At 38.8% G+C, this 19,811-nt stretch carries 20 protein-coding genes; 11 read left to right on the top strand and 9 right to left on the bottom strand.

Translation table 11 applies throughout. From position 1 onward, the window contains the following. The first annotated feature begins 5 nt into the window (after positions 1 to 5). Positions 6 to 488, top strand: a complete 483-nt coding sequence (locus R8923_RS08110; RefSeq protein ID WP_485872263.1) for an SRPBCC family protein — start codon at positions 6 to 8, stop codon at positions 486 to 488. Between the two features lie 16 nt (positions 489 to 504). Here the strand turns inward: R8923_RS08110 and R8923_RS08105 are convergent, their stop codons facing one another. From R8923_RS08105 to R8923_RS08095, 3 genes are read right to left on the bottom strand one after another with little or no spacing between them, the layout of a single operon-like run. Beyond that, positions 505 to 984: a hypothetical protein gene (locus tag R8923_RS08105; protein WP_485872262.1), complete on the bottom strand. Its 480-nt coding sequence runs from the start codon at positions 982 to 984 to the stop codon at positions 505 to 507. Continuing rightward, a complete protein-coding gene (locus R8923_RS08100) occupies positions 981 to 1,418 on the bottom strand; it encodes an anti-sigma factor family protein (protein WP_485872261.1) in 438 nt (145 codons plus the stop codon). The genes R8923_RS08105 and R8923_RS08100 overlap by 4 nt, the downstream gene beginning before the upstream one ends. After that, positions 1,415 to 1,957: an RNA polymerase sigma factor gene (locus R8923_RS08095; protein ID WP_485872260.1), complete on the bottom strand. Its 543-nt coding sequence runs from the start codon at positions 1,955 to 1,957 to the stop codon at positions 1,415 to 1,417. The genes R8923_RS08100 and R8923_RS08095 overlap by 4 nt, the downstream gene beginning before the upstream one ends. A gap of 113 nt (positions 1,958 to 2,070) precedes the next feature. Here R8923_RS08095 and R8923_RS08090 point away from each other — a divergent pair, with 113 nt between their 5' ends. From R8923_RS08090 to mscL, 4 genes are all read left to right on the top strand, one after another. Continuing rightward, positions 2,071 to 2,784: a DUF2238 domain-containing protein gene (locus tag R8923_RS08090; RefSeq protein WP_485872259.1), complete on the top strand. Its 714-nt coding sequence runs from the start codon at positions 2,071 to 2,073 to the stop codon at positions 2,782 to 2,784. A gap of 175 nt (positions 2,785 to 2,959) precedes the next feature. Beyond that, positions 2,960 to 3,955: an NADP-dependent oxidoreductase gene (locus R8923_RS08085; RefSeq protein ID WP_485872258.1), complete on the top strand. Its 996-nt coding sequence runs from the start codon at positions 2,960 to 2,962 to the stop codon at positions 3,953 to 3,955. Positions 3,956 to 3,975: 20 nt separating this feature from the next. Beyond that, the gene (locus tag R8923_RS08080) at positions 3,976 to 4,587 is read left to right on the top strand and encodes a cyclase family protein (protein WP_485872257.1); all 612 of its coding nucleotides are present in this window, start codon (positions 3,976 to 3,978) and stop codon (positions 4,585 to 4,587) included. A gap of 128 nt (positions 4,588 to 4,715) precedes the next feature. Continuing rightward, the gene (gene mscL, locus R8923_RS08075) at positions 4,716 to 5,111 is read left to right on the top strand and encodes a large-conductance mechanosensitive channel protein MscL (RefSeq protein ID WP_485872256.1); all 396 of its coding nucleotides are present in this window, start codon (positions 4,716 to 4,718) and stop codon (positions 5,109 to 5,111) included. Between the two features lie 533 nt (positions 5,112 to 5,644). Here the strand turns inward: mscL and R8923_RS08070 are convergent. The 3 genes from R8923_RS08070 to R8923_RS08060 are packed head-to-tail and all read right to left on the bottom strand — an operon-like array spanning position 5,645 to position 9,874. Next, complete coding sequence (locus tag R8923_RS08070) at positions 5,645 to 7,798, bottom strand: DUF4129 domain-containing transglutaminase family protein (RefSeq protein ID WP_485872255.1); 2,154 nt, start codon at positions 7,796 to 7,798, stop codon at positions 5,645 to 5,647. Further along, entirely contained in the window at positions 7,798 to 8,925 is a 1,128-nt protein-coding gene (locus tag R8923_RS08065) for a DUF58 domain-containing protein (RefSeq protein ID WP_485872254.1), read from the bottom strand. The genes R8923_RS08070 and R8923_RS08065 overlap by 1 nt, the downstream gene beginning before the upstream one ends. Continuing rightward, positions 8,918 to 9,874 (bottom strand): AAA family ATPase, encoded by a 957-nt coding sequence (locus R8923_RS08060; RefSeq protein ID WP_485872253.1) that lies wholly within the window; start codon positions 9,872 to 9,874, stop codon positions 8,918 to 8,920. The genes R8923_RS08065 and R8923_RS08060 overlap by 8 nt, the downstream gene beginning before the upstream one ends. A 169-nt stretch (positions 9,875 to 10,043) precedes the next feature. Here R8923_RS08060 and rlmN point away from each other — a divergent pair, with 169 nt between their 5' ends. The 6 genes from rlmN to R8923_RS08030 all read left to right on the top strand — a co-directional run bounded on the left by rlmN (position 10,044) and on the right by R8923_RS08030 (position 14,158). Further along, the gene (rlmN, locus tag R8923_RS08055; RefSeq protein WP_485872252.1) at positions 10,044 to 11,150 is read left to right on the top strand and encodes a dual-specificity RNA methyltransferase RlmN; all 1,107 of its coding nucleotides are present in this window, start codon (positions 10,044 to 10,046) and stop codon (positions 11,148 to 11,150) included. A gap of 190 nt (positions 11,151 to 11,340) precedes the next feature. Continuing rightward, entirely contained in the window at positions 11,341 to 11,649 is a 309-nt protein-coding gene (locus R8923_RS08050) for a TIGR04197 family type VII secretion effector (RefSeq protein ID WP_485872251.1), read from the top strand. Further along, complete coding sequence (locus R8923_RS08045; RefSeq protein WP_485872250.1) at positions 11,627 to 11,977, top strand: DUF3958 family protein; 351 nt, start codon at positions 11,627 to 11,629, stop codon at positions 11,975 to 11,977. The genes R8923_RS08050 and R8923_RS08045 overlap by 23 nt, the downstream gene beginning before the upstream one ends. Before the next feature lies 1 nt (position 11,978). Then, positions 11,979 to 13,187, top strand: coding sequence for a T7SS effector LXG polymorphic toxin (locus R8923_RS08040; protein ID WP_485872249.1), 1,209 nt, complete (start codon positions 11,979 to 11,981; stop codon positions 13,185 to 13,187). 33 nt (positions 13,188 to 13,220) lie between these two features. After that, positions 13,221 to 13,850, top strand: coding sequence for a hypothetical protein (locus tag R8923_RS08035; RefSeq protein ID WP_485872248.1), 630 nt, complete (start codon positions 13,221 to 13,223; stop codon positions 13,848 to 13,850). A 5-nt stretch (positions 13,851 to 13,855) separates the two neighbouring features. Further along, on the top strand, positions 13,856 to 14,158 hold the full coding sequence (locus tag R8923_RS08030) for a DUF4176 domain-containing protein (protein ID WP_485872247.1): 303 nt from the start codon (positions 13,856 to 13,858) through the stop codon (positions 14,156 to 14,158). Between the two features lie 141 nt (positions 14,159 to 14,299). Here the strand turns inward: R8923_RS08030 and R8923_RS08025 are convergent, their stop codons facing one another. Genes R8923_RS08025 through R8923_RS08015 form a run of 3 tightly spaced genes read right to left on the bottom strand, consistent with a single transcriptional unit; the run spans position 14,300 to position 19,786 of the window. Further along, positions 14,300 to 15,451, bottom strand: a complete 1,152-nt coding sequence (locus R8923_RS08025) for a glycerate kinase family protein (RefSeq protein ID WP_485872246.1) — start codon at positions 15,449 to 15,451, stop codon at positions 14,300 to 14,302. Continuing rightward, positions 15,451 to 17,130, bottom strand: a complete 1,680-nt coding sequence (locus R8923_RS08020; protein ID WP_485872245.1) for an alpha-amylase family glycosyl hydrolase — start codon at positions 17,128 to 17,130, stop codon at positions 15,451 to 15,453. The genes R8923_RS08025 and R8923_RS08020 overlap by 1 nt, the downstream gene beginning before the upstream one ends. A 1-nt stretch (position 17,131) precedes the next feature. Continuing rightward, positions 17,132 to 19,786, bottom strand: coding sequence for a glycoside hydrolase family 38 N-terminal domain-containing protein (locus tag R8923_RS08015; protein WP_485872299.1), 2,655 nt, complete (start codon positions 19,784 to 19,786; stop codon positions 17,132 to 17,134). Between the last annotated feature and the right edge of the window lie 25 nt (positions 19,787 to 19,811).

The raw sequence follows: 19,811 nt of genomic DNA, 5'->3' as shown, positions 1-19,811 counted from the left end.
AAATCATGAAACCTGAAATTATCAAACAAGATGGCAAATTGATTTTTCGTGCGGTGCAAACAATTGATGCGGCAGTAACTTCTTGTTTTAAACTTGTATCGACAACGGAAGGTTTAAAAAAATGGTTTGCCGAACTTGAAATTGGGCGGCTTTCTGCAGATGGCTATTTGTTGTTTAACATGACGGATACTGAGAAAATTGAAATGCCCATTTTGGAATTTAAGGAAAATGTGGCGCTTGGTTTTTCTTGGGATAACGATGCTGTCTACTTTCGTTTTGTTCCTTTAAGTGAAAATGAAACGCAGCTTATTTTTACTGAAGAAATTAACCAAGTAACAGATCACACGCCGCGCGATTTGGCAGGCTGGACGATTTGTTTGGATGCCTTTAAAAAGGCTTTAGAGGGCGAAGAATTTATATTTGATAAAGCTTATTCAGATGTTTTATATGAAGAATATCGGAAAAAAATAATGGATGCGGCTAATTAAAGCCGCTCCGTTTTTTTTATTCCCAATTGGTAGGCTTTTTGTCTTTTCGAATGAGTAAGATGCCAATAATCAGCATCAAAATAACAGTAAGACCTTTTGGAAAGTTGAAGTACATAAAGTCACTGATAGGGGTAGGGAGAAGATACATGAGTTGGTCCAGTAGCGTGTTCAAGAGAATTATTCCAGAAATGATAAGGAGCCCAGTGCCGATAATTCGTTTATGCTGGAATAGTTTGTACCATTCAATAAACGGCTTGTCTTCTTTAAAACCGGTATCTAAAATCCAGTGGTACTGCTTTATGGCATCAAAAAATCCGTAAAAATAAATGACAGGTAGAAAAATAATAAATATTTCGTTATTAAGTTGAACTGTCATAAAAATTGTTCCATAAAAGAGGAGCATAAACTGTAATCCACGATTCATATATTGTAAATACAAGTGTCCTAGCCCTGGGAAAAGGCTCCAAAAGTAAACCCATTTTTTTGGTTGTCTCATTGATTTTTACCTCCATTTTCTTTTCTTTTTTCGCGTAAATAATTAGTTACACTGCCTTTTTCACTTTTAATAAATTGCTCTGCTTTATTCGTGTAGTTTACGGCATTCAGTGTGAAATTAATTAAATTTGTCGCAACATTAAACTGTAAAAATAAGATTGCAGCAACTAAAGCACAGGCGAATTGTAAATAGATTTTTTGTTTTTTTCTATGTGGTACTTTACGCGGGCAAGTTTTCTTCATGATGTTGCTTGCTAAATGAGCTTTCGGAAAAACGGAAGGGGAGACCCACTCAGCCTGCAAGCTTTCAAAAAAACGCGCACGTTCTGCGCAAGCAGGGCAAGCATTTAGATGAGCCTCAATTTTTTTATTTGTCGCGTCATCAAATTCAAAGTTGTGATACGCAATTAAAATATTGTCAGATAAACAAATCATTCTATTTCACCTCTCCTCATTTTTTTCATCATTTTTTTTGCCCGGTAGAGCCTAGACTCCACGGTTTTAATAGAAATATTAAGTAAACATGCAATTTCTTGGTAGCTCTTTCCTTCAAAATAAAATAGTTCTAAAACAAATTTATATTTTGGCGAAAGTTTTGCGACATACTCGTTTGTTAGTTGACGTTCTTCTCGTTCTAAAATGAGTTTTTCAGGTGTCGCTGTCATAGCAGTATTTTGGATGGCAACATCATTTGTTACTTCATGAATTCGATTTTGCTTCCGTATGTAATCGAGTGCTTTATTTACAGAAAGCCGGTACAACCAAGTCGAAAACTTCGCCTGGTTATCAAACTGATCAAGTGAGCGGAAGACTTGAAGAAGTATCTCTTGCGCAATATCTTCTGCTTCTCTGTGCTTTTTGCAAATTTTATAGGCTACAGCATAAATATTTGCTTCATAGCGCGTTAAAAGTATTTCAAAGTAATCTGTTTCCCCGTGCCTTATTCGCGCAATTAATTCTTCATCGCTTTCCACCACTTCACCACCTTTCTATTACATTAGACGTTCTTATTTAAAAAAACCCTGCAAAAAAAATTTAAAAAAGTATTTAAGTTCATGTATAATGGGTAAAGACAACTTGAAAGGGAGTGGAAAATTTGAAAAAATGGAACTGGACTAAAATTTTAGCCATTTTCGTACTTGTCACTTTATTAGTGTCAATTGTGTATGCTACGGTCAATTTAATTTTGACACCGGCTGATGCATATCTTGGCGAGGGGGAGAAAACACGCGGAGATTACACACTAATGATTTTACAATGTATTTTAGGTGTTGTCGTGCTCTTTTTACCATCCATGTTAAGTAAGAGAATGAAGTTCGAAATACCTGATGCTATGTATATCGTCTTTATTATTTTTCTTTATTGTGCAATTTATTTAGGTGAGGTACAAAGTTTCTATTACTTAATTCCAAATTGGGACACGATTTTACACACATTTAGTGGGGCGATGCTCGGAGGACTTGGTTTTTCGATTGTCAATTTACTAAACAACAATGAAAATGTTTCCTTAAATATGAGTCCGTTTTTTGTAGCGCTTTTTGCACTAAGCTTTGCAGTATTCCTTGGCGTTCTATGGGAATTCTATGAGTTTGGAGCTGATTCTTTAGGGATGAACATGCAAAAAACCATGCTTGAAGACGGGACACCGCTTGAAGGTCATGCAGCTGTCGCCGATACGATGGGTGATCTTTTTGTAGACTTTTTAGGCGCTTTTGTTATTGCGATAATTGGCTATATTTCGATACGTAAGAAAAAGGGCTGGATGTCGAAATTTGAATTTAAAAAAGTAGTTAAAAAATAATATTTAAAAAAATGGCAAATAGCGCACTTCAAATTTTTGGAGTAAACTGTTTGCTGTTTTTTTTCTTATAAATATTCCCAAAAAATGGGCGCTTTTTTATCGGCTTTGCGAAGGATTTTGTTTAGAAATCTTGTTCACGTGGTAGTGATGCAAATAACGAGGGAAGGTGACCAAAATGAAACAAATTGTGTTAAAAGATAGACCTACTGGTAAAGTAAGCTTGGATTTATTTGAAACAAAAGAAGTTCGTTTAACGGGTCTTCATGAAGGGGAGTTACACCTGCAACTTGTTTATCTTTCGGTTGATCCATATTTGCGCGGCAGAATGAATGCGGACTCAACAAGTATGCCGCCGTTTAAAATTGGGCAGCCTTTGAGAAGTAGCGGTGTTTTACGCGTGGTACGCTCTGCTAGTCGCGATTTTGCAGAAGGTGATTTTGTGGTCGGGCAAGTTCCGTGGCAAGAGGAAGTCATTCTTTCTGAGCGGAAAGTGCGCAAAATTGATACGAGTGTAATTTCGGCGAAAGCGTATTTGGGCGTAATCGGAATGACTGGATTAACGGCCTATTTTGGCTTACTAGATATTGGACGCCCTGAGAAAGATGAAACGGTTGTTGTGAGCGCGGCGGCGGGGGCTGTTGGGTCAACGGTCGGTCAAATCGCACAAATTAGAGGCGCTCGTGTAATTGGTATTACTGGTACGGATGATAAAGCGCGCTATTTAGTCAAAGAGATTGGTTTTAATGCGGCGGTGAATTATCGTGATTCGAATTTTGCTGAAAACTTGAAGCGTGCTTGCCCGAACGGAATTGATGTTTATTTTGAGAATGTTGGCGGTGAAATTAGTGATGCCGTCTGGCCACTTCTTAATAATTTTGCGCGCATTCCAGTGTGCGGAACGATTTCCAATTACAATTTGCCGGTGGAAGATGATGTTGGTCCTCGCATTCAGCGCTATTTGATTCAAGCGAATGCGCGTATGCAAGGTTTTTCTGTGACGAACTATAAGGCGGATTATAAAGAGGCGACAAAACAGCTTGTAAAATGGCTTGAAGAAGGGAAACTAACGCATAAGGAAACCGTTTTAAATGGCTTTGACCAAATTGTTCCAGCTTTTCTTTCATTATTTGAAGGACGAAATATCGGAAAGATTATTGTGGAAATGGACTAGTGCTTTTTAAGGAGGAAATGATGACTTACGTAGATTTATCGCAGACAATTGGGGGGAGCTCGCCTGTTTATCCGGGTGACTGCGCGACAAACATTGCGCAAACTCGTTTTTTTGAAAAAGATGGTTATGTGATACATGAAGTGGAAACGAATTTACATGTCGGGACGCATGTTGATATGCCGATGCACCTTGTGCGGGATTCGCGTTTTGCTTCGGCTTTTCCGGTGGACGCTTTTACTGGGAGAGCCGTCTTATTTGATGTGCGTGGGCTTTCAGAAATTGACTGGCAGACGCAATTTGAACGAGTGGCACCTAGCGACATTGTTTTGTTTTACACAGGCTTTGACGCTTACTACGGGGAAGAAAAATATTACACTTGTCATCCGGTTTTAACTGAAAATTTGGCAAAGATGCTTGTGAGAAAGCAAGTTAAGATGGTTGGAATTGATACCCCATCGCCTGATTTTGCTCCGTTTTCTGTACATCAAACGTTGCTTACAGCAGGCATTTTCATCTTGGAGAACTTAACGAATTTACACGCCTTACTCCTAGCTCCCGAAGTTGAATTGCATGCGGTTCCGCTCAAAATTGAGGCTGAAGCAAGCATTGTTCGCGCGTATGCAAAAATCTAGTTTTCTTCCCAAAATATGTAGAAAATAGTTTAGCCTGTAGATGCATACAAATTGCTAGATTGAGAGTGAAGATTGCTGTTTTCTAGTAGTCTATGGTAGTATGGTCTTTATGAAAGGAGGATGTCAACATGAAGAAATTTGCACAGGAATTCAAGGAATTTGCGCTAAAAGGAAATGTGCTCGATTTGGCAATTGGTGTTGTAATTGGGGCTGCTTTTGGTAAAATTGTGGCTTCGCTTGTTGATAATATTATCATGCCACTTGTCGGAATGATTTTAGGCGGTGTAAGTTTTGCAGATTTACATGTTGTCGTAGGCTCTGCGGACTTAAAATATGGGTTATTTATTCAATCTATTGTTGATTTTGTCATCATTGCCCTTTCACTATTTATTTTTATCAAAGTCCTTATTGGCTTGTCAAAGCGGCGAAACGAAGAAGAGGAAGAAGCACCAGTAGAAATTACCAAATCGGAAGAATATTTAAAAGAAATTCGCGATTTGTTGCAGAATAAGAAAGAGGTTTGATATACATAAAACCTAGTAGGATGAGTAAATTTCAACTTAGTAGAAAACGCAAAGTTTATGCAAAAAATACAGTAATCAAAACCAAGTGAATCTTGTTTTTAGAAAATGGTAAGATTTGCTTGGTTTTTTTGTATGAATCGATAGTCTAAGCGCCTTTTATAGTCAGCCTAGCAATTTTGAAGGCTTTCATTGTATTCTTTGGGCTGTTTCAATATATAATATGTATTTCCAAAAAGTTGGGGGTTCATTTTATGTTTGTTTAGGATTGGTGTTAAAAATTTCATTTTCAATGGCTTTAACATCGGCTTCAATTTCTGTGACATTTTTTAATTTGTATTTAAACTCTTCTTTTTTGTAATTTTCGTCTATAAAGAACATACATAATCATTTTAAGGCATTCCGATATCACGTTACTAGCTACTAACTGGGAATTAATCAGACCGAATATATAGGATAATTGATATAAGGGGTAAAAAAACCGGGTAGAAAATCTTTTTTGATTTTTCTACCTGGTTTTTACCTCATGCTAAGATTTATATCCTAGTCTCTTTTTGGTTAGTTTGAATGAAATGAATCACGCGTTCAAAATCCTGTTTAGCTAGCGAGGTGTTTTGGTCGCCGTAAAGCCAATTCTGATAGATTGTAGTGAGCTCTAGGAAGCCATCAATTTCTGTGCGCTGGGCGAAGGCGAACAGTGTTTCGCTTGGATAACGGATGTAACCATAGTTTTTAAGCAAGCGTAACAGTTTGAGGTAGCTCGTTTCAAAGTTCCATTTTTCTTTTTGAATGGCACGTTTGAACCAGAAAAGCTGTATGTGTTTACGGAAGATGAAAATCATGAGGGCAGAAAGAATGATGACGCCAAAAATACTCCAAAGAATCAGACGCGGGTTGATTGCTGTTTCTTCAGCGGAAGTCGCTTCTTTTTTTGTTTGAGTTTTCCCAGTATCTGTTCCTTGTTCGGCATTACTGCGCTGTTTAGCTGTTTCTTCTTGCGCGGGTTTTTTTATGTCTTCTGAGCTACTTGGCGCATCGCTAGTCACTTCTCGTTCTGCGCTTGAATCAATGAATTCTTCTGGGTTTTGGAAAGTGGCGGTTGGTTCAAATGGAACCCAACCTGTTCCTGGGAAATAAACTTCAGGCCAGGAATGCGCGTTATTATTTTTGACGGAATAGAGCGTTTTATCATTTTCACTTCGAATTTTATCGCCTGAAGTAAATCCTTTTGAAAAACGCGCAGGAATACCGAGTGTCCGCAACATAACGACCATTGATGAGGAAAAATTATCACAATAGCCAACTTTTGTTTCAAATAAAAATTGATCGACATAATCTTCATCTTGTGGTGTTGTTTTGGCATCTTCCGTACTATACTTAAATCCGCCCGTAAAACTTAAATAGTTTTCAATTGCTTTAACTTGATCATAGGTTGTTTCTGCGTTTTTTGTTAGCTTTTCCGCTAAATCGCCCACGCGTTTTGGTAAGTTACTTGGGAGCTGTGTATAGGTTGCTAGGAATCGGTCAGAAATATCGTGAAACTCTGCTACTTTCATTTGCTTTATGTCATAAACGGGCTCAGCTTCGCTTATCGAATAGTTCCTAATTTTCGCAACAGGTGTCACTTTTTCCGTACTATTAGAAAGGGCAAAATTCACTTCTTTATCATTAGAAAAAGACTCTGTTCCATATGTGTAGACAAGGTAATCATTCGCGTTATCAAATTGGATATCGAGAGTACTTTTCTTTGGTGCATAATTATCAGCGAGCGACAACGGAAATGCTTCTTTGTTTTTGAAATTTTCTACATCCGTACGATTCGATGTTGCCCAGCCACGTCCAGTGTAAGTACGTTTTGTTTCCACACGGTAATAATGTTCCTTTTCGGACCAAACTTGGAAAACTTGCGAATGATCAGGCTTTAACGCGCCACCAAGTTCTGAGTCATCTTCGCTATAGCCAACTGTCCGTGTTGTGCTCATGCCAAGCGATTCACGAATGTAAGGAACGGGATCATTAAAAACAGGTTTTTGTTGTGGAAATAGCAAGGCGCTTCCTAAAAATACACCTAAAAGCAAAACAAGCGTCGCATGATAAAGTAACGGACGCTTTTTATCCGTCAGACCGCTAAGTCGGTTAGGAGTCTCAAGTCGTTTGGAAAGCGCAAAATGAAGTAGCAAGAAGCCTATAATGACGGTTCGCACTAAAGCCATTTGACCGGCGTATTCAGTAAATGTATTAACAACGGCGATGTAGGACACGGTTAACGCAAGCACGCTCATAATCCGCTGTTTTCTCAAAAGTGTAAAGCTTGTAATGTAGTTAAGAAGCCAAATTGCGACGAAAAAAATAAGTGTGATAAATGCCATGCTAATATCATAGGCGTTGAAAGTGAGTAAGTTATGCGAGCCAGCCCGAATGATTTGTACAAATTCGCTTAGAAAGCGGGGGTCAAAAGGATGTCCGCCGTTGTAGTAAACGCCCATCAACAAGTAAATAAGGAGTAGATGAAGCGGCAACGTCACATAAAACCGCCAGCCGAGGAAAAACATGCCAAGAGAAAGCGCAACGTAAATAATCATATACAGCGGGTTAGTTAAATCGGTAAGAAAAATAAACGGGTAGACCCATTCTGAAATCAAAAAAACAGACAACAAATAAAGAACAAATGTTAAAAGTCGCGCACGCATCACACACCACCTCCGGATTCAAGCGAATCTTTCCGCAAGTAAATGGCATTTTTAGAGAGCTCTTGTTTGTCTAAAATGGAGATAAGCGTCATTCGCCAATTGGACTTACTTGCCACCTGAAGAAGCGCATTTGAAATGACTGGCGCAAAAATAAACGTGTCCTTCTGCCATTTTAGTAGCGCCTGCAATTCTTGCATCAAAACCGCTTCATCAAGCGGCGCTAGTTCCGCAAAAATACGTGAGATCTCAGTAATGCGATTCTTATCGCGACTAAAATCAAAGACATGGCCATTTTCACCTAAGATAGTCATTCGTACTAGAGCGCCATCTTCAAGCATCTTGCGCGAAAAAGAGTACGCTGCGCGCAGTGCATATTCAAAATTTTTATGTGCGCTACCGAAAAAAACAATGTGCATTCTACGTGCGCTACTGTTTTCAAATTCGCGTGTCATCATGGTATTTGTTTTGGCAGTGCTCTTCCAGTCAATCCAAGTCATTCTATCCCCTGGAATGAATTCGCGCAAACTATGAAGCGAGTCGTTCTTATGCAAAGTCCAGTGTGGTGCATTTGCATCTCGGTCGGGATTTGCCGCACCAAGTTGTAATAAAATATTTGGAAAGTAGGAAGGATAAACCGTCAAATATTCTTCCTCACCAATTTTCTGGCTCCGTTCAATTAATCCGAAAGCATCACTTGTTTCCGCTGTTATAGAGGGGAAAGTATGGCGGCCACGTGTTGTGCGAAAAGGCTTAATAGCGACCTCAACATTCTTTTTAAAAAAAGGATAAATTGTTTGTTGCCGCGCGAAATGAGCACCAAAAGAAGTTGGGATTTCTTGTTCAATGAGCAAATAGCCAACTGGAAAGCGACTTTTACGACTAAAATGAAGCTTCATTTGCACAAAATCTCCATCAAAATATTCCTTTTTCGAAAAAACACGCTGAACGCGCCAGTTTTTAAGACGATAAACCGCCGAAAAAACTAAAAACAGCAAAATAATGGAAAAAAAGTATGTTAAAAACCAGCTTGCTGTATCACCTTGAAATAATGTATAGATAATAAGCGCCGCATAGAGGAGGAACAGCGTGAACCACCTAGAAAAAAGCAGCAGCCTAGTTTTAAGCATGGAAAGACCCCTTTTCAACGGGAACAGGAACAGCGTTTAAGACATCGGAAATGACATCGGCCTGCTTTACAGCTTGGTAGGTTGCCTCAGGCGTAAGAAGTAAACGATGCTCAAAAACATATGGCGCCAAATATTGAATATCATCAGGCATAACAAATTCGCGCCCCTTTATAAAGGCATAACTTTTAGCTGCCATCATCATCGCAATCGTTCCACGCGGGCTAACGCCAAGTGAAACCGCAAAGTGGGTACGAGTCGCATGGACCAAATCCACAATATACTGCTTCAACTCCGCACTAATTTGTGTCGCTTGACTTGCTTTTTTTAAATTTAAAAGATCGGTTAAATGAATCACTGCTTCCGCTTCCAGTAGCGTATCCTCGCTTTGTTTCTCAGCAAGAAGGGCAAGTTCTTCCGCAGCGCTTGGATAGCCCATTTCAATTTTTAAAAGAAAACGGTCGAGCTGCGCCTCTGGTAGTGTATACGTTCCTTCATATTCAATGGGATTTTGTGTAGCCATAACAAAAAATGGGTCAGCAAGCGGTCTTGTAACCCCGTCAACCGTAACGCTTTTTTCAGCCATTCCTTCAAGTAGAGCGGCTTGTGTTCTAGGTGCGGTACGGTTGATTTCATCAGCTAAAATGATGTTCCCTGTAATTGGTCCCGGACGAAATTCAAATTCGCGTGTCTCAGGATTAAAAACAGAAATGCCCGTTACATCAGAAGGCAATAAGTCAGGTGTAAACTGAATACGTTTGAAATTCACATCTACTGATTTCGCAAGCGAGCGTACGAGCATTGTCTTCCCGACACCTGGAACATCTTCAATTAAAACGTGTCCACTAGCAAAAAGTGCTGTCAAACTTAATTCAATAACGTGGCGTTTTCCCACGATAACTTTTTCAACTTCGGAAATAATTTGTTCGATTTGATTAAATGGTGAAGTCATTAAAAAGGCCCCCATTTCATTTTTTATAGATAAAATAAGTATATGCTACTATGATATTGATGTAAAAGAATTTTAATTTAATTTTTTCTAAAGATTTAATAGGTGTTGCTTGTCAGCTTAAAAACCTTTAAAATAGGATAGAAGAAAACGAATGAGAAGAGGCTGAGTAATGACGAAGAAATCCATTTACGGATTAACGTTTAATGATTTAACGGAATGGTTTTTAGATAAAGGACAAAAGAAATTTAGAGCGACACAAGTTTGGGAATGGCTTTACCGTAAACGCGTTGCCTCTTTTGATGAGATGACAAACGTCCCAAAAGAAAGTATTGAAATTTTAAAAGAAAACTTTGTCCTAAATAACTTAGAAGAACAAATTATACAAAAATCAAGTGATGGTACAATCAAATATTTATTTAAACTTGAAGATGGTAATTTAATTGAAACCGTGCTTATGAGCCACGAATACGGCTTATCTGTTTGTGTTACTACACAAGTAGGCTGCAACATTGGCTGTACGTTTTGCGCAAGTGGACTTTTAAAGAAACAACGCGACTTAGACGCAGGGGAAATCGTATCACAAATTATGAATGTGCAGCGCTATTTAGACGAGCGTGATAATGACGCCCGCGTAAGTCATATTGTCGTGATGGGAATCGGCGAGCCGTTCGATAACTACGACAATGTCATGAGCTTCTTGCGCGTTGTAAATCATGATAAAGGGCTTGCAATTGGTGCACGCCACATCACCGTTTCAACCAGTGGACTTGCTCCGCGCATTAAAGATTTCGCGAACGAGGACTTCCAAGTAAACCTGGCCGTTTCCTTGCATGCACCTAATAACGATATTCGGACGAAAATCATGCGAATTAATCGGACGTTCTCGATTGAAACACTCATGGAAGCAATCGAATATTATATTGAGAAAACCAATCGCCGTGTAACCTATGAGTACATTATGTTGCAAGGTGTCAATGATTCCAAACAAGAAGCGCAAGAACTTGCCAATTTACTCAAAAATCATAAAAAGCTCGCTTATGTCAATTTAATCCCGTACAACCCAGTCGATGAGCATAATCAATACGAGCGGAGTAAAAAAGAAGACGTCCTAGCCTTTTATGACGTCCTGAAAAAGAACGGCATTAACTGTGTTATCCGCCGTGAACACGGCACTGATATTGACGCGGCATGTGGGCAACTTCGAAGTAAACAAATTAAACGCGTCGGCATTCGCGAACGGATGCGCGAGAAAAAGGCGCTTATGAATAAATCATAAAGACGAACTCCCCCTCAAAAGCTGAATTTTGAGAGGGAGTTTTGTTTTGGACAAAGAAGTGACGAACAATCTGAATATTATTGTACACCATTCTTAAAAATTCACAAAAAAGACACATCTAGCATGAGGATATCATGATATACTGACAATATCTTAAAAAAAGGAAAGTTTTTTGAGGGAGATGGAGCAATTGACCACTATTCAGAGTAATTTAACAGAAGCTGAACAAAAATCTGCAGCTTTAAAGACAGCTTCGGACGTACTGAAGCAAGGATATGAAGTCATACAAGATACACAGACTACTATTGTAGGGAACAAAAATGCTCAAGAGGCAATTCAAGCGGCGAAAGATTTAGCAACGCAGATTGCTGAAGCTACTAAGCTAGCTGCTATACAATTGGATAGTGTAGCCGAAAGACTTGAAGCGGCGGACAAAGCTGCAAGTCAACAGTTTCAAGTAACAGGAGGGGAAACTAGTGACAACATGGCAAGAACTTGATGACTTAGAAAAAGAATGGTTGGTGAGAGAAGAGCAAAATCACGATTCTAAACAGCGGATAGCACAAATTCGCAATGCTTATGATGAACACTGTAGTCAGAGTTTGCGCTTTGTTCAAGGTCTTCAGGAACGCTTTCATGGATACGAGAATTCTCATGCATATGGATATGCCATGGACGATATTCTTCGTATCTCCCGGTTAGTTCAAGATGATTTAGAGGAGATAGAAGACGATTTAAAACGAAAAGACTATGTTATTTCAAGGCATTTAGATGAAATAGGAATTGAAAAGCGGATAGCTAACAGTGTTGAAGAAGGGAGCCATTAGGATGAGTATTGAAATGTATTTATCTAATTCAGATAATCAGGCCATAAGTACGAGCAAAATGTGCCAGGAACAGATTCAATGCTATGAAGAACTTCAACAAGCGATACATAATTTTACAGAAAATAGTACATCCTTAACGGGAAAAGCTTATGAGTCAGCAAAAACATATTTTGAGGCAGTAATATATCCATTAGCTCAAGGCGGATTGCTTTTGTCAGAAGCGGTAGAGCGTGCCGTTAAAAAATTTCCTGACGATTATCGTGCTCAAGTGGATAGTGGCGATTTAAAACAAATAGAATTAGAAGAACAAATTCGTCAAGCAAATCAGTTGCTGAATCAAGCAGAAAGTATCCAAACTACTTTATTAACAACAGAAGTACAGGGAATAATGAAAGATTTTCAATTGCATCAGAATCAATTATTGATAGGTGTATATCAAGGTGTAAAGCGAGAATTGGAGAGAAAACTGGAAAAACTTTTAGCTTTCAATGCTAGCTCGCCTCAAATTTTTTCTGAAATTGATACCTTGGAAAATGCGATTAAGCAAGGATTAGCACAGACTAAAACTGCTTGGGACGCGAAAAGTAAAGTATTTGTAATTCCAACTAAAAATGATTTGTTATGGGCAGATATGATACAAAAGAAAGAAAAAAGTAGTATTTTAGAAACATCTAATAACTTAATTAAAGGAGTAGGAGCTGCATCTACAACAAATGTATTAATTGCAGAAGCTAATGCAAGTAAGAAAAAGATTAAGGGTGGTACTTGGCACAAATCAAAAGTAAAGAGTACAAAAACTGGTGAAAAAACATGGAAGCAAGTTAACGGAGATGTGAATAGATTTAAATCTGTAAAAAGTGCGAAAAAAGTTGATGGGGTCTTAAATGGTACTGGAGACTTGAGTAAAGGATTTACAAAAGGAGTGGGTGCTTTAGGAGTTGTAGGTTCACTAGCAGATGGAGTGATTACATATAATGATAGAAAAGACGAATACGGGGAAACCAGTGCGGTGGTTGATGGTGTAGTACACACCGGAACTGCTGTAGGATCTATTTATACTGGAGCGGCAATTGGTACCTTGATACCGATTCCTGTTGTAGGAACCGTAGTAGGAGCCGTAGGCGGATATGTGGTGAATGGAGTTGCTAATACACTATATGATGGATTTGCACACGGTAAGTGGAATTTTGATAATTTTAAGTTATGGTAAGGGGGAATTGACATTCTAAAAAGAATTATTTACATGGGTGAGATAGACGGAAATGCGATTTATTTTGATACTAAACAAAATCAGCCATTAAAAGCAAGAAAGAGCATGCTATTAGATAGTGAGAAAACCAAAAATAATGCCCGTTATATCATTTATATCATTCTTATATTACTTATGATAGGAGGTACAGTGGACTTATTTATGAGTAGTAGCGGTTTCTATGGCGAATATACAATGACCACGTTGTTAAAGTTAAGCCTAATGTGGTTTTTCGAATTTATTTGTTGTGTAGTGTTCGTCCATCGAATTTTATATAGAAATGTTAAACATGCGATACCAGCTTCAAAAAAAGAATTTGGACTAGCTATAAGAAATAATAATATCTGGAATATGTTTTCAAACAAAAAAGTTACCACGTTGAAAAAAATATTTGCTTGGATACTAACAGGAACAATTCTATTTACTAATATAGGATTTATATACATATTAGATCGAGTTAATCAAGATGGGCATTTATTGGGTTATATGATTGGAAATGAAATTTTTATGTTAAGTTTGTTTGGCTTTTTACTGTTTATCTTGTATTATCTAATCTGGGAGAATAACTTGATAAGATGGTTTGGTGTTGTAGATAAATATCAAAAACGAAAGTTGGGTGAATAATAGTTATGGGAGAAAAAGTTTTGCCACTAGGGACAGTTGTTACTTTAAAAGATGGCGATGGTTCGCAACTAATGATTATTGCTAGAGCGAGTGTTGTTGCGGAAGGGCGTAAAGAAGTATACTATGATTATGGTTCGGTTCTAATACCACAAGGGATGCTAGCCCCAGAAGCTGTCTATTTTTTTAATCGAGAAAATGTTAATGAAATTATATTTTATGGCTATGAAAATGAAGAAGAGAAGCAATTTGCTTATCAATATGATTCCATGATTGAAAATTCCCCGTATATCAAAGGAAAAGTAGATTAAACAATAAATAGTCCTAAAAAAGAACCAAAAACCAAGCGAAATTCATTTATTAAAATGCCTCTATCGCCTGATTTTGGTTCTTTTATTTTGAAGCTTCTTTTTCAGTTCGCAATTATGCAGCTAAGCTTAAATATGATTTGGCTATCGTTCATGGATGGAGCTTTCATTAAACGAAATCAGATTGGCAATATTTAGAGCCGTGCTCTCTAAACGATTCGCCGTATTGGCAAAAAGCTTTTCAAGAGTCGTAATTTCTGAAATGATTGGAAAGAGGGCATCGATACCATTCTCTCTTGCAAGAGCATTTGTTAACTTGATACTTCCAGAAATGGCAATCACAAAGGCACCAGCTTTTTTGGCTTCTTGCGCCACACGAACTGGAATTTTCCCCATCATGGATTGTTCATCCAAACGTCCTTCGCCAATAATCACGATATCCGCATCATTCAATTTTTCGCTCAGCTTTGAAAATTTTAGAACAAAATCCGCACCGCTCTGTGCTTCCGCATTTAAAAAGGCCATCAAACTCGCCGAGATGCCGCCAGCTGCGCCGGCTCCTTTTTCGTCAGTAATTTTCTTTTTGGAAAAAAGGTTGATTTTCTGCCCGTAATTGGACATTGCTTGCTCGAGTTTCGGTAGCTGATTGGCTGCCAGCCCTTTTTGCGGGCCAAATACATAGGTGGCGCCGTTTTCGCCTAGTAGCGGATTCGCGACATCACACGCCATTTTGATAGTCACATTTTGAAGACGTGGATCTAAGCGGGAGGCATCGATATGTTCGAGCTCCTCCAAATGAAGTCCCCCTGGTTGTAAAACGGTCTTATTTTTATCCAAAAGAGCAACACCTAGAGCTTGCATGAGCCCGGCACCGCCGTCATTTGTGCCACTACCGCCAAGACCAATAATAATCGTTTCAACATCATGTTCAAGAGCGGCTAAAATCAGCTCACCGACACCAAAGGAAGTCGCGTATTCAGGCTGTCTTTCTGAGATGGGGACTAAATCTAAGCCAATTGCGCTAGCGGACTCAATAATTGCCGTTTTCCCATCTGCCAAAATGCCGTACGTGGCACTTATTTTCTGCCCGTTTAAATTCGTAACCAAAGTTGTATAAATGTGCATATCGCAGACGCTTTTTAAAACATCAAGTAAACCCTCGCCGCCGTCAGAAACAGGAGATAATACGAGCTCATCATTTGGGCGCACTTTTTCCCAGCCTTTTTTGATAGCAGTAGCTACTTCTAAGGCCGTTGCGCTCTCCTTGTAAGCATCTGGTGCAATGACAACTTTCATTACTGCACCTCTTTTAGCCAAATAGTTTCATAAGGTGAAAGCGTCACCGCACCAGACATACATTCCTCTGTCAGTAAATTGACACCGCCGCACGGTAATGTTACGCGCGTCTTTTCGCAAGTTACATTCACGACCCCGTAAATACATTCGCCCTGACAACCCCGTTTTAGTGCAAAAACGTTTTTGCCTAAATCTAGGATTTCCTGCCAAGCGAACGGGGAGAAGGCCGCATGAGCGCGGCGTATTAGAAGTAGCTGCCTAATTGAAGTGAAAATCATGCGGCGATAAGAATCATTTTGAAGCTCGTCTTCCAGTTGATTTATTTCTAATTTCTCCCGGTTAATCCGCCGATTAATTCCTGATTTCTCTAAGCCAACAAGATCATTTTTTGAACCAATGAAGGAGTGATAATAAATGGCTGGTACACCTTGAAGCATGAGTAAGATGGCGTGTGCAGCAACTATTTTTTGTGTTACGAGTGCTTGAGTAGTATCTTCTTCATTGTTTCGTAAAGCCTCGCCGTAATTAATATTAAGTTCATAAACCGATTTTGACCCATCTGGATTATCTTTATAAGAAACTTTTCCGCCATTTTCTTTTGTTTTCGCAATTAGGCGTTCAATTTCAGCTTCAGATAACAAGCCTGTAGCAGGGCGCATCCCGATACCGTCGTGACTCGCCAAAAAGTTAAAGTATGTGGCAGTTTCTGAAATAGGTGTAATCGTCTTCGCCCATTCTGAAAGCTTACTAGAATCATGTGCAGTCATCGTATGGAGTACTAGTGGTGGGAGTGGGAACTGGTAGACCATGTTCGCCTCATTCATGCCATCACCAAAGTAACTAATATTTTCCGCATGTGGCACATTGGTTTCGGTGATTAACTGCAAATTTGGGTGGAACTCATCCATAATATACCGCCAAAGCGAAATAATTTCGTGCGTTTCTGGTAAATGCATACAAGATGTGCCAGATGTCTTCCATAAAAATCCGATGGCATCAAGTCGAATACTTGTAGAGCCTTTTTCTGCGTAGAAAAGTAGAACATCTGTCAAGGCGACAAGGCAGTCGATATCCCGAACATTTAAATCAAGTTGGTCCTCACTAAAAGTTGTCCAAAGAGTCTTCCCGTTTTCATAGGTGTGGAAAAGTGGAGATGTTCTAGGGCGAACAACATTTGTGTAATCAAAATTCGCTTCTTTTTCTATAAAAAAGTGATTGTACGGAGCTTCGTTTTTTTGGTAGCGTTTGAACCAATCGCTCGATTTTGAAATATGATTTGCAACAAAATCGAGCATGATGCGGAAATTTTTGGCTAAGTTTTGAATATCACTCCAGCCACCAAGTGATGGATTAATTGCCTTGTAGTCTGTAACAGAAAAGCCATCATCTGATGTATACGGAAAAGTGGGTAACAAATGAACATCTGTTATTACATCAGCAGCATGTTTATTTAAAAATGCATGAAGTGTTGCAAGCGGTGCTTTTCCTTTTTCATAAAAACTATCGCCATATGTGATGAAATACGTGTTTTTCTCGGAGAGAGGGCGAATTTGTTCGTGTTTTTGTTCCGAATAAGCGCTGATGCATTGGAGCATTTTTTCTAAATAAATTGCTTTGTAATTTTCTTGATAGATGGCTTTTAATTTTGTTTCAATTTCAGCGACAAATGGGGTGTGCATATTATTCCTCCTCAAGTAAGATGGTTACAAATCCTTTTTTTGGAATGGTTACTTGACCATTTGTAATTTGTGCTATTTTTTCTTCTGCAAGTGAGACTAGCCAATTGCTTGTTTGTAACGATGTATCAAGTTTTGCGGTTTCATCTGTATCGGTAGGGTTGAATAAGCGTATAACGACGCCTTCTCCGTCCCAATTGCGTTTACAACTGCTCATAAAGATTGCTGGATTATCAATTGCAAAAAGTGAAACGCGATTTTCTAATTTGGTAACGGGATAATCAATTTCAAAGCGTTCGATGCGTTCTTCAAATGTGTTGAGTGCTTGTAAATGATATGTCTCAGTATGCCCTTCAAAAAGGTTGGCATTTCTAAATAACGCTGCAGGATTTAGTTCCGCTTCATCTGCATAGATGGCATATTCAAACGTCATTTCAGTGAGCATTTGCCCGTCTGGCGTTGGAACCATTTTATTGTTAATACCTGACGCACGACCAGGTCGCCACATCAAATCATCTTTTCCAAGTAAGCCGTTACTTCTAAAAAGGGAAAGGGCTAGTTCATTTGTTTCAGAGAGGACCTCATATTCCTTCATACCGCCAGCAAATAAGGCGAAAGTTTTTTCTCTTTCTGAGACAGCCACAATATTTTCAAGGGGATAAATCGGAACAGGAGCCTCAACAAAGCCCGTTTCGCGCCAATTTTCAAGATAAGGGTTTGTAACACCACGTTTCATTAAACTAAAACCTTGATCCGCATAGGAGTGTTTCGGATTCTTAACATGTGTTTGAATAAGCGCACGAATGCGGTGATCACGCACATGATTATCGATTTGATGACGAATTCTAGCAAACTTTTCATTTTTAATCAGTTCAATTTCTGTATAAAAAGCAAAGTTTTCCGTACAGTTTTTTGTTTTCCGTGCCTCTAAATCACGAGGAATGACAGCAGAATGCTTCACAACCATCTTGCTCATTAAATCATTTTTTTCAACGGAAATCAGTTCGCTATTTTCAAAATAAATGGCGGTGTCACCCTCAAGAGGGGAGAAGTCAAATGAATCGCCCGCATCTGCCACATTTTCAAAGCGAATAAAATCCGGAATACTCGTACCTGTTATTTTATTTAAAAAATGTAGTTTCCCGTCTTCAAATTGAATGGCTAGTTGTTCATTTTCAATTTTCTCGACCGAAACGGCTGTTAAAACATCTAGTTTTTCCTCAGCAGATTCAATTTGTACGGTTAAATACCCAAGCGCTGGTACCATTTGATTTTCTAGGAGAAGTTCCGTCCGGTAATAATTTGGTACAGCGACTTCCTTTTCACCGTTCGCAGTCACAATGATTTTCCGACCACCAAGAAGTTCCTCTTGCTTTAAAATACTAAAGGCAAGTTTTTCGCCATCAGCAGAAAGCCTAAATGACTTTTCTTCCGTAAAGATAACAAGTTTCGCCACTTTATCCTCAGCAGTTGGATTTGTATTAAAAACAAGGGCAATATTCGCTTGACCTAATTGCTCGCTAACAGCATGTGCCATCTGTTTTTTCAACAGATTAATTAAATCATCCGTCATTCTTAGTGCACTCGTCAGTCTTACAACAATATCATGGTTGGCGTCATCCGAATTAGAGGCGCCAATACCGTTATGCGCATGACTATCAAACAATTTTTTCCAAATGATATCAAGCCAAGGCGCTGGATACTCGAGACCAGCATTTTGAGCAATAACAGCAAGTGGTTCAAGAATATTCACAAGCCGGTTCTCCACCAAGTAATTAAGACGTTTAATATCATACCGCTCAGACCGACACGTATTATGAATGCGCGATTTCTGGCAAGCAAGCAACTCACCGCTAATTTCCCCAGAAAAGTCACTTTGCCAAGCATCCTCCATAAACGATTCATAATCAGAAAGAACAAAGGTATAGCCTAAATCCATATCGTTTAATCTGGCGATAATTTCAGGGAAGTTTTGGCGCACTAGCACCTGATCCCCACCAGCTGGCAAAAGAAGTACGTCTGTATGTGTATTCATGGCAGCCAATTTATCTAAAATGGGTAGTAACCTCGTTTTAACATACTCTTTCTCGCTGCTTAAAAACTTGCCTGGTCCGTATCCAAAGAAAATATTGTTCGTCGGAATGGACACATTGTCAGGTGAAACCCAGTTAAAGTTTAAATCATTTTGAACTTGCTCATTATAAACACCACGCTGGAAAATACTATGTTTCATATTAAATGATTTATAAAAAGCCGGTAAATAGGCATGCTGTCCGAAAATATCAGGCGAATAACCGATGCTCATACTATGTCCAAATGCTTCGCCCATCTTATAACCATAAAGTAAATTACGAATAACAGATTCAGTTTTAACTAAAAGAGAATCTGTTTGTGTATACCAAGGGCCAACAAATAGTTTGCGCTCCTCAATTAATTTTTTTATACGCGCCTCGTTTTCCGGACGAATATCCAAATAACGCTCAATAACAGACATCTGCCCATCAAATGAATAGCTTGTAAACGAATCCTTCTTTTCTAAAAGATCGATTAGATAGTCTAAATTTTGAACTAGCAAAATGTTGGAATCTTCAATCGTGAAATACCATTCGTGATCCCAGTGTGAATGTGCTACAACGTGCACCGTTTTGTTTTTCTTCATCATACTCAAACCCTCTCAATTTAAG

The organism is Listeria tempestatis, assembly GCF_963575625.1.
Lineage (GTDB): Bacteria > Bacillota > Bacilli > Lactobacillales > Listeriaceae > Listeria > Listeria tempestatis.
Note: the sequence above shows the minus strand (reverse complement) of the source record. Positions and strands in the feature narration are given on the sequence as shown.

What these genes read in the sequence shown, in the direction of transcription:
- R8923_RS08110 (WP_485872263.1), top strand. Translation starts at nt 6, where the DNA reads ATGAAACCTGAAATTATCAAACAAGATGGCAAATTGATTTTTCGTGCG.
- R8923_RS08105 (WP_485872262.1), bottom strand. Translation starts at nt 984, where the DNA reads ATGAGACAACCAAAAAAATGGGTTTACTTTTGGAGCCTTTTCCCAGGG.
- R8923_RS08100 (WP_485872261.1), bottom strand. Translation starts at nt 1,418, where the DNA reads ATGATTTGTTTATCTGACAATATTTTAATTGCGTATCACAACTTTGAA.
- R8923_RS08085 (WP_485872258.1), top strand. Translation starts at nt 2,960, where the DNA reads ATGAAACAAATTGTGTTAAAAGATAGACCTACTGGTAAAGTAAGCTTG.
- R8923_RS08080 (WP_485872257.1), top strand. Translation starts at nt 3,976, where the DNA reads ATGACTTACGTAGATTTATCGCAGACAATTGGGGGGAGCTCGCCTGTT.
- mscL (WP_485872256.1), top strand. Translation starts at nt 4,716, where the DNA reads ATGAAGAAATTTGCACAGGAATTCAAGGAATTTGCGCTAAAAGGAAAT.
- R8923_RS08070 (WP_485872255.1), bottom strand. Translation starts at nt 7,798, where the DNA reads ATGCGTGCGCGACTTTTAACATTTGTTCTTTATTTGTTGTCTGTTTTT.
- R8923_RS08065 (WP_485872254.1), bottom strand. Translation starts at nt 8,925, where the DNA reads ATGCTTAAAACTAGGCTGCTGCTTTTTTCTAGGTGGTTCACGCTGTTC.
- R8923_RS08060 (WP_485872253.1), bottom strand. Translation starts at nt 9,874, where the DNA reads ATGACTTCACCATTTAATCAAATCGAACAAATTATTTCCGAAGTTGAA.
- rlmN (WP_485872252.1), top strand. Translation starts at nt 10,044, where the DNA reads ATGACGAAGAAATCCATTTACGGATTAACGTTTAATGATTTAACGGAA.
- R8923_RS08040 (WP_485872249.1), top strand. Translation starts at nt 11,979, where the DNA reads ATGAGTATTGAAATGTATTTATCTAATTCAGATAATCAGGCCATAAGT.
- R8923_RS08035 (WP_485872248.1), top strand. Translation starts at nt 13,221, where the DNA reads ATGGGTGAGATAGACGGAAATGCGATTTATTTTGATACTAAACAAAAT.
- R8923_RS08030 (WP_485872247.1), top strand. Translation starts at nt 13,856, where the DNA reads ATGGGAGAAAAAGTTTTGCCACTAGGGACAGTTGTTACTTTAAAAGAT.
- R8923_RS08025 (WP_485872246.1), bottom strand. Translation starts at nt 15,451, where the DNA reads ATGAAAGTTGTCATTGCACCAGATGCTTACAAGGAGAGCGCAACGGCC.
- R8923_RS08020 (WP_485872245.1), bottom strand. Translation starts at nt 17,130, where the DNA reads ATGCACACCCCATTTGTCGCTGAAATTGAAACAAAATTAAAAGCCATC.
- R8923_RS08015 (WP_485872299.1), bottom strand. Translation starts at nt 19,786, where the DNA reads ATGAAGAAAAACAAAACGGTGCACGTTGTAGCACATTCACACTGGGAT.